The sequence below is a fragment of the Moraxella sp. TY6 genome (assembly GCF_048551375.1).
GTDB lineage: Bacteria > Pseudomonadota > Gammaproteobacteria > Pseudomonadales > Moraxellaceae > Faucicola.
The window spans coordinates 39,334-51,452 of record NZ_JBLYZJ010000006.1; the positions used below are offsets into that span (position 1 = coordinate 39,334).

Annotated in this window: 11 protein-coding genes and 1 pseudogene; 6 read left to right on the top strand and 6 right to left on the bottom strand. The window is 42.6% G+C overall.

All coding sequences use genetic code 11. From position 1 onward, the window contains the following. Positions 1-194 precede the first annotated feature (194 nt). From ACK1U4_RS05895 to tsaB, 3 genes are read right to left on the bottom strand one after another with little or no spacing between them, the layout of a single operon-like run. On the bottom strand, positions 195-1,013 hold the full coding sequence (locus ACK1U4_RS05895; RefSeq protein ID WP_419401824.1) for a class I SAM-dependent methyltransferase: 819 nt from the start codon (positions 1,011-1,013) through the stop codon (positions 195-197). A 20-nt stretch (positions 1,014-1,033) separates the two neighbouring features. Further along, positions 1,034-1,867 (bottom strand): undecaprenyl-diphosphate phosphatase, encoded by an 834-nt coding sequence (locus ACK1U4_RS05900; RefSeq protein ID WP_419401825.1) that lies wholly within the window; start codon positions 1,865-1,867, stop codon positions 1,034-1,036. A 45-nt stretch (positions 1,868-1,912) separates the two neighbouring features. After that, complete coding sequence (gene tsaB, locus ACK1U4_RS05905; protein WP_419401826.1) at positions 1,913-2,632, bottom strand: tRNA (adenosine(37)-N6)-threonylcarbamoyltransferase complex dimerization subunit type 1 TsaB; 720 nt, start codon at positions 2,630-2,632, stop codon at positions 1,913-1,915. A 260-nt stretch (positions 2,633-2,892) separates the two neighbouring features. Here tsaB and ACK1U4_RS05910 point away from each other — a divergent pair, with 260 nt between their 5' ends. From ACK1U4_RS05910 to ubiA, 3 genes are all read left to right on the top strand, one after another. Further along, positions 2,893-3,711 (top strand): MBL fold metallo-hydrolase, encoded by an 819-nt coding sequence (locus ACK1U4_RS05910; RefSeq protein WP_419401827.1) that lies wholly within the window; start codon positions 2,893-2,895, stop codon positions 3,709-3,711. 40 nt (positions 3,712-3,751) lie between these two features. Continuing rightward, positions 3,752-4,642 carry a methyltransferase domain-containing protein gene (locus tag ACK1U4_RS05915; protein ID WP_419401828.1) on the top strand — a complete coding sequence of 297 codons (891 nt, stop codon included), beginning with the start codon at positions 3,752-3,754 and terminating at the stop codon, positions 4,640-4,642. A 192-nt stretch (positions 4,643-4,834) separates the two neighbouring features. Continuing rightward, positions 4,835-5,755, top strand: coding sequence for a 4-hydroxybenzoate octaprenyltransferase (gene ubiA, locus ACK1U4_RS05920; RefSeq protein ID WP_419401829.1), 921 nt, complete (start codon positions 4,835-4,837; stop codon positions 5,753-5,755). Between the two features lie 62 nt (positions 5,756-5,817). On the opposite strand, the gene ACK1U4_RS05925 is transcribed toward ubiA, so the two are convergent. Together ACK1U4_RS05925 and ACK1U4_RS05930 are read right to left on the bottom strand one after the other, a co-directional pair. Next, positions 5,818-6,339, bottom strand: coding sequence for a L,D-transpeptidase family protein (locus ACK1U4_RS05925; RefSeq protein WP_419401833.1), 522 nt, complete (start codon positions 6,337-6,339; stop codon positions 5,818-5,820). A 9-nt stretch (positions 6,340-6,348) separates the two neighbouring features. Further along, positions 6,349-7,269 (bottom strand): annotated as a pseudogene (locus ACK1U4_RS05930) (ketopantoate reductase family protein); the annotation flags it as partial. Positions 7,270-7,347: 78 nt separating this feature from the next. Here ACK1U4_RS05930 and ACK1U4_RS05935 point away from each other — a divergent pair. The 3 genes from ACK1U4_RS05935 to ACK1U4_RS05945 all read left to right on the top strand — a co-directional run bounded on the left by ACK1U4_RS05935 (position 7,348) and on the right by ACK1U4_RS05945 (position 10,616). Next, entirely contained in the window at positions 7,348-7,986 is a 639-nt protein-coding gene (locus ACK1U4_RS05935) for a DUF2059 domain-containing protein (protein WP_419401830.1), read from the top strand. After that, the gene (gene bioD, locus ACK1U4_RS05940) at positions 7,986-8,711 is read left to right on the top strand and encodes a dethiobiotin synthase (protein WP_419401831.1); all 726 of its coding nucleotides are present in this window, start codon (positions 7,986-7,988) and stop codon (positions 8,709-8,711) included. The genes ACK1U4_RS05935 and bioD overlap by 1 nt, the downstream gene beginning before the upstream one ends. Before the next feature lie 486 nt (positions 8,712-9,197). Then, entirely contained in the window at positions 9,198-10,616 is a 1,419-nt protein-coding gene (locus ACK1U4_RS05945; protein WP_419401832.1) for a C13 family peptidase, read from the top strand. A 239-nt stretch (positions 10,617-10,855) separates the two neighbouring features. On the opposite strand, the gene ACK1U4_RS05950 is transcribed toward ACK1U4_RS05945, so the two are convergent. Continuing rightward, a complete protein-coding gene (locus ACK1U4_RS05950) occupies positions 10,856-11,980 on the bottom strand; it encodes a glycosyltransferase (RefSeq protein ID WP_419400701.1) in 1,125 nt (374 codons plus the stop codon). Between the last annotated feature and the right edge of the window lie 139 nt (positions 11,981-12,119).

Consider the following 12,119-nt stretch of genomic DNA (forward strand, 5'->3'; position numbering starts at 1 on the left):
CCAGCCCTCCCCTTGTCAGGGGAGGGAGCGGTTCTATAACAAACGCCATTATTATTGATAAATCTATGATTTTTAAAATAATTTAAATTCGTAAGGTGCGTTTTACGCACCATTCAAAATCAATCTTCAATAGGTGCGTATGACGCACCTTACCTTTAGAATATTTTATTTTAAAATCTTACACCGAACTGAGGTTAATTAGCATAACTATCAAATCGCACCGCCTCATTCGCAATACTATCTTGTGGTGGTAGATTGGCAAGAAATGGGGCGTTTTTGGGACGTTTTACAATGACCTTACCCCCATCAACACATTGATTTTTAGCAATATTTAGCAGTATTAGTTCTTCATCGTGGGTCGGTGGTTCGGCGAGTTGGTGCAATACCTGCATATTCTTGTTTACTTTTGCTGAATAGCTATCAGGCGGAAACATGGGGTCAAGATACACCACATCCACTTGAGCCAACGTTGGCACAATATCAGTGGCATTGCCAAAATGGAGCGTTAAACGGCTGAGTAACTTTTGCCAATTGGGGTTTTGTTGCATGTGCTGATATTCAAATTGTAATAGTAAAAACATCAGCGGATTTTGCTCAATCATGGCAACCTTTGCCCCTGTACTTGCTAAAATCAGACTGTCTTGCCCAAAGCCTGCGGTCATATCAATCGCACGCATCGCCGATGTCAGCTTGGTCGCTTGAAGTAGCAGTTCAGACTTGCGTCCTGCACTGACAATGCGTTTGGTCAATGATTGCCAATTGGGGGATATTTTAAGCAGTTCATAGTTTTGTTGGTTTTTATCGTTATTATCACCGCTATAATACAACAGTGTTGGTAAACCCTTAATAATACTGATAAAAATATTGGCTTCTACCGCAAAATTGCTAAGGGTTTTTTGGTTGGTTTTAGCAAGCTCATACCATGATAGTTCAAGATTTAAGCCAAATAATTGATTGATTGACACCAATTGATCAAAAATTGCTTTATCCTCAGCCAAACCAACCATTTTCATACTTTGCACCTAACTACTATTTATTGAATATAACCCATCCACGACCCAAGTAATACCAAAATCCCCACCACCACTCGCCACCATGCAAAGATGGTAAAGTCACGGGTACTGACCCAATTCACCAACCATTTGATAAAAATCATGGCAAAAATAAAGGATACGACTGTTCCGACTGCCATAATTGTCCAATCTTGTGAGCCACTGAGGATATTGTGATTTTTTGCCAAATCCAAAATCCCTGCCCCCACCAATACAGGAATGCCCAAGAAAAATGAGTATTCGGCTGAGGCTTTGCGTGATACACCCAAAAATAGCGAACCAATAATGGTCGAGCCAGAACGTGACGTTCCCGGAATGAGTGCCAAACACTGAATTAAGCCAATCCACACCGCCGTTTTGATATCAATGTCTTCGGCTTCGTGGTATTTGATGCGGTGTTGTTGTTTTTCTGCCCAAAAGATAATCAAACCACCGATAATCAGCATGATTGCCACTACCGTGGGATTAAATAGCAATGCCTTGAGGATTTTGTCAAACATCAAGCCCAATAGCATAATCGGAATGGTGGAAATAATCAGCGAAATCCCTAACTGGCGTGGATTTTTGCGTTCTGGGTCTTTGCCTGTGATTAAGCCCATCAAGGCTCGCCACAGTCGCCCCCAATATAGATAAATCACCGCCAAAATCGCCCCTAGTTGAATGACGACAATAAATAAATCGGCTTTTTCGGGTGTCCAAAAATTAAGTAACGCATCGGTCAAAATCAAATGCCCTGTACTGGAGATGGGCAAAAATTCGGTGATACCCTCAACGATACCCATGATAACGGCTTTGATTAACAATGAAAAATCCATACAACATTCCAATATTTTTAAACAATAATTTTTAAACAATAATTTTTAACGTTTACCTTGCTCGGCTAACGTTTTCCACGCATTGTGGCGTAAATACACAGGCAAGGCATTTTCGGCAGATACCGCTTCACCATTTGCCCAATAATAAGCCCCTAATTGCCCAATGATGCTAGCACTCGGACGACTAGATTCATTATACAAAAAAGCCTTTTGCCCTTCATTAATCGTTAATAATTGCCCACCATCCCCCACAACAGGGTGGTTTTTGGCAGTAGTATAGCCATAGTCATGCAATTGTTCGGCATCCCTTGCTAGCATTACCGAAGATACATGGTCTTTTAATGGTTGATGGGTGACAGGTTGGGCATAAAATTCACCCATATACACTTGATTCATCCGAGCATCAATACACGCATAACACTGCTCATCAGACTCCCACATTTGATTTAACATGAAGGCTTGTTGAGCCAAGGCTTGTAGGCTAGACACAGGCAAACACGGCAAGTCATGGGCAAAGGCGATGGCTTGAGCGACAGCGGTATTAATGCGAATACCACTAAACGCTCCCGGCCCTCGATTAAAGGCAATGGCAGTGAGATTGGCAAAGCTGACCGCATGCGTTGACAATAACTGTTCAATCATGGGTAAAATCTGTTGGGTTTGTAAGCGATTACCTAGCTCAGTCGCCTCGCCCACTACCCTGCCATCTTGCTCAAGCAAGGCGACAGAACATTGCTCAAACACGGTTTCTAATGCCAAAATCATGCTCAAATAGCCTCATCAATACCCAAAAAAATTGGGTGCTATGATAGCATTAAACGCCTTATAACACTGTAACTTATTTTAGTTAAACTATCTAATATTAAGGGGCTAATAAAATAACATTAATGACAGTAGGGATTTTTAGAATCACTCATGTTATCATAGTAGAAATTTTATGTGAACATGGGGTTTTAATCAGCATATTCATCGACTTTGATATATAATGAATGGTATTTAATGCCTTTTGATTATGAGATATAACAATGAGTGGACAAACAATCTTTGATAATGGAAAACACAAAGTTATCGTATTTAGCGACCTTGTACAAGGTGATGGTATTCAGTCAAACCAATTTTTGGTACTCAACACCGACAATGGTGAAACCAACGGAGCAGTAATTGACCCTGGTGGTGATTTGACGTATACCCCCTTGACGCTTGCCATGCTCAAACATACCGATATGCGTCATATCCGCTATGTCATCGGCTCGCATCAAGACCCAGATATCATCGCTTCATTGCCTCGTTGGTTGCTTCACACCGAAGCTACCGTGGTAATTTCTAAATTGTGGGAGCGTTTTTTACCCCACCTAAACTCTGCCTTCACCACAGGTCGATTACAATCGAGTTATCTGCAACGCCTTATTGCCTTGCCTGATGAAGGGGCGGTATTGCGGTTGGGCGAAAGCTATTTATTTGCTTTGCCTGCCCACTTTTTGCATTCGGAAGGTAATTTCCAATTTTATGACCCCATCAGCAAGATTTTATTTTCAGGCGACATGGGGGCTTCGGTCATGGGTGACCCGCATGTGCCAGTGACCAATTTTCAAGCCCATTTACCAACCATGAAAGGCTTTCACGAGCGTTATATGGTGAGTAATAAAGTCACCAAGTTTTGGGCAAATGCGGTACGTCAATTGGATGTCGAAATGATTGTCCCTCAGCATGGCAAAGCATTTGTCGGTAAAGCCATGATTAATGAATTTTTGGATTGGATTGAAAATTTACCTTGTGGGGTGGATTTATTTACTCAAGATAATTACAACTATGCAGGTTTGGTAAATAGTGTTAAAGTGGGCTGATTTCATGCTGTTCATCCCTAATTTTCACCCCTAAAATACCATGCTAGCACCTCAATTTCAAAAATTTGCCAATTCTTATGACCAAGCGACCCCAATTCAATCTGAGGTCGCTTTGTCTTTGGCACAGCAAATTAGGGCATTTGCCAATGACGGTCATCAGCAAGAAGTTTGGGCAGATATCGGCTGTGGTACTGGTAAATTAAGCCAAGCGGTTTTACAACAAGTTTTGCAAGAAAATAATATGAGTAGGGGCATGTTGAATACGCCCTTTGTAAGACATAATGGATATTGGGCGTATGCAATACGCCCCTACCTAGCTACCTTGATTGGTGTCGACAATAGTCAAAATATGTTAGATATTTGGCAAAATAATTGTCAAAATCTGGTAAAAAATTTAACACCTTGTATGGGGGTATTGCATACACCCTTATCTGATAACCATTTAAGGTCGCCTAATTTTGTTCCAATGTTGACAAATATGCAAAATCTGCCATTTGCTGATAATGCGGTTGATGTGGTGATGAGTAGTTTTGCCTTACACTGGGCGACACCAAAAGTCATCCTTGAATTGGGGCGAGTGGTAAAAAAAGGTGGCTATTTATATTTGGCGATTCCTGTGGCAGGCTCGTTTCGCCAAGTCAGTGAGCGTTTTCCGCAATTACCGATTTATCCATTTTTACCCAGTCAAGATTGGCAACTAGCGATTGAACAACTCATTCAACAGCGACAAGGCAAAGTACAATTTTTTGATGAGCGTTCATTTCATCATACTTATCCCAATCTAAAAACCCTTCTTGCCGAACTTAAACAGATGGGCGGTGCTGTCAGTGGACAGTCAGCGATGAGTCCAAGCGTATTACGCCAATATTTGAACAACCCTTTGCCGATTGATTTGGATTATCAAATATTGATGGTGGGCGTGGCGTTATAATACTTAACCCTAAATTTCAAGTCGTAGGGGCGTATTGAATACGCCCAAAGGCTACACAATCCCAAATAGGGCGTAAGCATTACGCCCCTACAATGATTGGATTTGGCATAACATGACTTGTATTTGTACAGATGTTATTTTCCCTCAAAATCGCTATAATTGCCTTATTTCTATCAGCTACCCTACCGCACCATGACAACACTGACTTTCTTTGAGCAACACTTTTCTCGCCAAAAAATCCAAGCCTATATTCAACTTACTCGTTTTGACAAGCCTGTTGGCATTGAGTTGGTACTATGGTCAACGCTGTGGGCGGTGTTTTTGGCAGGGTTAGAATTTGGGCGTTTACCACCGTGGCATATTGTGCTGATTTTCGCATTGGGGGCGACCTTGATGCGAGCAGCAGGCTGTGCGATTAATGACTATGCCGACCGCAAAGTCGATGGTCATGTTGACCGCACCAAGGGCAGACCGCTTGCCGAGGGACGGCTGACCGAGCGTGAGGCGGTGTGGGTGTTTTTGATTTTGTCGTGGGTCAGTGCCAGTTTGTTGGTATTTTTGCCGATTCCTGTGTTTATTTGGTCGTGGGGTGCGGTGGCATTGGCATTTATTTATCCGTTTATGAAACGCTTTACCCATTTACCGCAGTTTTTTTTGGCGGCGGCGTTTGGTTGGGCGATTCCGATGGCGTATGTGGCGGTGTCGAGTGTGCTAACGCCTGAGGTACAGGTAAGCGGTTGGTGTTGGTTATTATTTGCAGGCTATATGGCGTGGACGGTGGCATATGATACGCAGTATGCGATGGCTGACCGTGAAGATGATTTGAAAATTGGGGTAAAGTCTACCGCCATTTTGTTTGGTAAATATGATATTGCCATCATTAGCTTGTTACAAGCGGTGTTTTTGGTAAGTATGGCGATGATTTTTTGGCATTATTTTGGGTTATGGGCAATAGCCACCCTATTGCCTGTGGTGGTGATGTTTTATCGCCAAAATAAACAATGTGCCACTTATCAGCGAGCATTATGCTTTAAGGCGTTTTTGGACAATGTGTGGGTGGGACGTTATCTATTTGCGGTGATTGTGGTGTTGAGTGTGATGCAAATTCAATAATGAGGCTGTAGGGTTGGGCGTAAGCATTACGCCCCTACAGCTATCCTCTTAATTCTTAATCCTTAATTCTCAATCATCACAGGTGTACCGACTTTAACTTTATCAAATAAATCAATCACATCATGGTTTCGCATACGGATACAACCATGCGATAACGGCACACCCATTGGCTCGCTGTCTGGCGTGCCATGAATATAAATATAACGGGCTTTGGTGTCGCACACGCCTTGCTCGTTTGTACCTTGATTAATCCCTGCTTCACAACCCGCCAACCATAAAATCCGACTCAAAATCCAATCTCGATTGGGAAAGGCTGCTGCCAGTTGTGAGTTATAAATTTCGCCTGTCGCTTGACGTGCCACAAATACGCTATTGATAGGTAAATTTGCACCAAATTTTTCGCTGATTTGGTGCTGTCCACGAGGGGTACAGCCTGTGTTTTCCAGTTCGCCCACGCCATTTTTGGCAGTCGAAATCGGATAGGTATTGGACTGACCGTGATGAGTCAACGTCAAGGTTTGGCTAGGAATATGAATATGTATCAGCGTATCGCAAGGTTTGCTATTTGACGGTTGTTTTGCCATCAACTCGCTAATGCCTTGATAAAGTCTGTCATTAACAGGTGTGTCAATGCCATGTTTGTCACCCAATGCTCGAATCGTCCCTGCAAATAGCTCCAACTCACAGGGTCGCCCTGCTTTTAAATCCTGTCGCATGGACGGCATGGCATTGGGGTCAAGATTATCCATAATAGTCACCCACATTTCAAAATCACTTTCAGTCAACGCCACGCCCTCGGCATTGGCGACCGTCATTACCTCACGCATGGCGGATTTAAACATCTCACGAGCTTCGCCCTCATCCTGTACGGTTTTGAACGTGCCTTCATACAGGGCAACGGTTTGATTGACCCCTGTATTTAACATCAACTTGCCCCACAGTTGGCGAGGCATATCCGCACTTACCGAATGGGGGAAATCGACTTGGTTAAACATCGTATCGACTTTTGCCACTCGTACGACTTCTTCTTTATCATCGCTCATCGCCCCAATCACCAACTGCCCTGCATCACGGTAAATCAGTTCATTGCCGACTTTGCGAGCGTCCATTTGTTGGGCGACACAATATACAATCCGCTGTTTGCCAAAATGCTGTGCCAATACCTTTTCACTGGCAATGCCATTGAGTGCGGATACGATTAGCGTATTTTCACCCAATTGACTTTGAATTAATGGTAAAACGTCTGTTAATTGATAAAATTTGGTACACACAATCACCAAATCAGCAGGCGTGTCGGTTTTCTTAAAAGTATCATTGGGTGTAATATAATTAAGCGATAACGGTTTGCCATTGACCAATAAATTATCTGTTTGGTAGCGTTTAACACGCTCACTATCTGCGACAATGCGAAGATTATCAAAGGGTAAATGCGGAGCAATAAGGCTGGCAAATAATGCCCCCAATGCCCCAAAGCCGATAATAGCGATAGTGGGTTGGTTTTTTTGTATCTTCATGGTTATCCTATTTTAAATTAGCGAAAATATGTGCTAAAGTTTAGCAGATTTTTATACAAAAACTTAAAAGGAAACAAAATGAAATTTTCAAAAATTGCATTATTAACGTCAATTATCGCTATCATGCCCCTATCACAAGTGGCTCAAGCTGATATTATTTTACCGCAAACTACCAAATTAGCTACTCAAACTGTCAGTCAAATGCCATCAATCGAGTCGCTAGAAAAACTGCTGACAGTCATGCAATTTGATAAATCTCTTGATGAAATGAATCAGCAGTCGGTTGCAATGGTCGAAGATATGATGAAAAAAGCCTTTGCCCAAATGCCAAAAGATAACAAATTAACCGATGAGCAAAATCAACAAATGCAACAAGCCGTACAACAATTTACCCAAGAATTGATTAGCGAACAAAACACCCCTGCCATGCGTCAGCAGTTTAAAAATGCGTATATTGAATCCGCCAAAGTGGTGTATAACCAACAAGAAGTGGATGCGATGTTAGCGTTTTATAGCTCACCAATGGGACAACAAATTGTCGCCAAGCAAACCCAGTTTAATATCAAAAATATGCAACAAGTCATGGCAATTACTCAACAATCACAACAACGCCTAATGACTACCAAACTACCTGTCTTAATGGAAAAAATCGAAAAAATCACCAAATCAACGCAAAAAACCACCAAAACTGTTAAACATAAAACTGGCAAAAAATAATGGCATTACCAACGATTCACACCGCCCCACTCAACTTGATTGGGGCATACTTTGTCACAGGCACAGACACCGAAATTGGCAAAACCACCACGACTGCCAATCTTGTCAAAGCCCTAGCCAAGCAAGGTCAAGCCGTGTATGCCATCAAACCTGTCACCGCAGGACTAGCCACCGATGCAAATGGCGAACCATATAGCGAAGACGCACGGCAAATTAACCAATTTGCCACCGTCACACTGCCGATGTCTGCCATTGCCCCCATTTGCCTAGCCACACCTTGCTCACCGCATATCGCAAGTCAACTAGACAATGTCGAATTACAAGCAGATACGATTGTCAACGCCATTCAAACCACGTTGCAAACTTACCCTGCCGATACGGTACTAATCGAAGGGGCAGGTGGATGGTTTACCCCCATCAATGCGAGTGAAACGTTGGCGGATGTCGCCATGCAATTGGGCTTACCTGTCATCATGGTGGTGGGTATCAAACTAGGTAGCCTTAACCATGCCATGCTTACACTACAAGCGATTTGGCAAGCAGGACTGACGGTTGACATGGTGGTGTTTAATGCGTTGGCGAATGATACCGCATTTTTGGATGAGCAAATTCGATGGCTGACCCAAGCCATTAGCCGACAAGCGGTTCATTATCAAGCTATGCCACCGCAGTGGTTATTTCAAGATTTTAATTTGCCATTAAATGAAGATTTATGTAATTTGTAATTTTATCTTTCTTATTGAAGACGCTAGACCCCTGTATTCACAGGGGTGACGAGTAATTAAAAACATTCGTCATTCCTGCGAATGCAGGAATCCAGTGTCTTTGATATAAAGCATGGTATAAAAAGATATCTTTTTTATTGTTTATCCCAAAGATTTTGTATAAAATTGTCAAGGTTTCTGCACGCCACTGCAAAACTCCTTATAATATAGGGCTTACGCAAAAATGCCATTTATAGGTTGGGTGAAAGAATCACACCCAACATAAACTATTTAAATTGTTGGGTATCGCAAGCTCTACCCAACCTACGACTTGATTAAATACGTAAGTCCTATAATAGTTTGCATTTTCTGATTAAGGCTCTTTCCAAACCAAAATTTTTTTATATAGCGTGGGTAACGCTTTGCTAACCCACGCTACATGGTGGTTTAGAAAGCGGTTTATTATTGACTTTTTATCTGGACAAGCATGTCCAAAGTGTAGCTCCCTTGCCCACCTCATTATCCAATCTTGATTTACGTCCGCTTCAACGCTTTTGGCAAAATGTGTTTGCCAATCTGCGAGCCACCGCTTTTATGTTGATTGGCTCAAAACGGGCATTTTATTGGGTCAAGCCGAGCGTTTGGCAGTTTTTATTATTTGCTATCACTGCCCTTGCCAGTAATTTTTTGTTTTCTTGGATGGCTTCGGACGAATCCACCTATTTTAACCAACAAGGGTTGATTAGCTATCTAGTCTGGCCCACGGTGATGTTAGTGGCTGGGCTGATTCTTGCCAAACGCCATCACAATGCCATGTTGATTTTTGTCCCTGCGATTTTATGGCTTGTCGCTGATACCTTTATGGCATTGCTTCAAAGCCTGTTTCAATGGTTTGGGCAGTTTGGTTGGTTGCCCGAATGGACGTATCAGATTTTACCCACGCTGTTTACTTTGTTGTTTGTGTGGCAAGCTTTGTCGCTGTTATGGATTTTTGGTAATCAGTTGCGTTGGTCGTGGCTTGAGCGTGTGCTAATCATGCTAGGGGCATTTGCGGTGTTTAGCGTGTGGCAAAAAAACGTGCAATCCGAGCCGATTTTTCAACAAAACCCTGAACAACCCTTCATTACCGAATCGGCATTTTATGCCCAACAAACCATGCTCCCAACCTTACTTAATCAGCTTGCTCCACAGCGTCAAGGGGTGGCGGATTGGTATTTTGTGGGCGTGGCAGGGCATGAGCAAGATGTGTTTCGTTCCGAAATCGAGCTGACCACCGAAATGCTTAATCAACAACTGGGCATGGCAGGGCGGTCACTCAATCTCATCAATAATCCGATGACCATGCAGGTGTTGCCAGTCGCAAGCAAAACCAGTATTGAAACGACTTTGCAAGGGGTGGCGAATAAGATGAACCGTGAGGAGGATGTGCTGTTTTTGACGCTGTCTTCGCATGGGGCGGATAATATCCTTGAAATGTCCAACCCACCGTTACAACTGGACAATGTCGATGCCAGTTGGTTACGCCAAACCCTTGATAAATCAGGGATAAAATGGCGTGTGATTGTGATTTCGGCATGTTATTCTGGGTCGTTTATTGATGAATTGCAGTCGCCCACCACATTAGTCATCACGGCGTCTGCCAAGGATAAATCCTCATTTGGCTGTAATAATGAAAGCGAATTCACTTACTTTGGGCAGGCATTTTTTGCCGAAAGTTTGCCAAAACTTAAGCGGTTTTTGCCTGCCTTTGAGGAAGCCAAAAAATCCATCGCTGGGCGTGAAAAAATGATGGGCTTTGAGCCGTCAGAACCGCAATTTGTCATCGGTGAGCAAATGCAAAAAATGCTACCAGAATTTGAAAAGACCCTAAAACCTATCCCTGTACCGCAAACCACGCAAACGGTTGCCAGTGTGCCAGCGAGCTAACTCACGTTATTTATAGTGAGTTAAATCAAAAATAAGACTTTGAAATTCTGGGCGTATGCAATACGCCCCTACAAAACTGTCTTATTTAGGACTTACGCAAAAATGCCATTTGTAGGTTGGGTGGAAGAATGACACCCAACATAAACCATTCAAATTGTTGGGTATCACAAGCTCTACCCAACCTACGATTTGGTGAAATGCGTAAGTCCTGTTATTTCTAGTTTAAACGACTATACACGCTATTTAGAATTTTCACGTGTCGCCAATAACCGCTCGTACAAAGCGATAATTTGTTCCACCGTTTGTTTTTGGCTAAATTGGGTGGTCAATGCAGGGCGTTCTTTGGCATCAAGCCGTGCTTGCACCACTTCGCATAACGCATGGGCGGTTTGTTGGTGAACCAAACCTTGCGGATACAGTTGTCTTAATAATTCTTTATAAATCCCATGATGCCATGCGACTACAGGCGTACCCAAATGCACCGCCTTTAACACACTCATGCCAATGCTTTCTGGCTCATTTGCCAAACCTAGCACCAAGCTTGCCGAGCATAGCCACTCTCGCACGTCATCACGTTTGCCAATAAATGTCATATATTTTTGCAAATTTAATGCTGTCAAACGTTGAACAAATTCCTCAAAATACATACTGGGATTGCTATCATCATCCATGATAACAATGTGAAGATTTGGCATGGTGTGCTTGAGATTACCAATGATATCAATCAACCAATGTTGACCTGTCTGACCATCAATTTCATAGGGGAAAATCAGCCATTTTTTATGCTCCAACTCGGGGTATTCCGCAAAAACTTGATGCAACCAATGCACAGACGGCTGGTGGCGATACACGTATTTTTGGCTATCGACCCCTCGATAAATACGAGTAATCCTGCCATCATCGTATTCTTTATGATGTTGCTTGATATGGGCGGATACACTATTTGACACGCTAATCAGATGGTCAACATCAAAAATGGCTTTATTGTAGGCATTAACAGGATAATAACCATAAATAGTCGCCACTGTGATTGGGCGATAATCTTCGGCAATCAAATTTAACGCCCATTTGACAATCCATGCAGGCGTACGAGAATGAATGTGAATGATATCAGGGCGAAATTGGCGTATTTGTCGCCACACACCAAACACCGAAATCAGCGTCAGCCACGAATTTTTCTCAAGATATAGCTGAGTGTAGCTACTGCCCTGCTCTTTTAGACGCTCGGCAAATTCATGGTTTGGGTCAGTGCTAGCGATGATAAGCGATTGATGCCCCTGTTTGACCAGCGAGCGAGTGAGCTTCAGAATGCTTCGCTCGTCTTCGTTATGGTGTAAGGATGAGAGTAAACGCAAGATTTTCATGCAATTTTTGGATGGGTGAGGATGATGTAGTGGTTAGTATAGTAGAATTTAAAAAAATAAAAAGGATTTAATTGGGGGAATTAAATCCTTTTGGGTGACAAGCTGAGTTTTTTATTGTAATGGTTATTTTGTTATTATT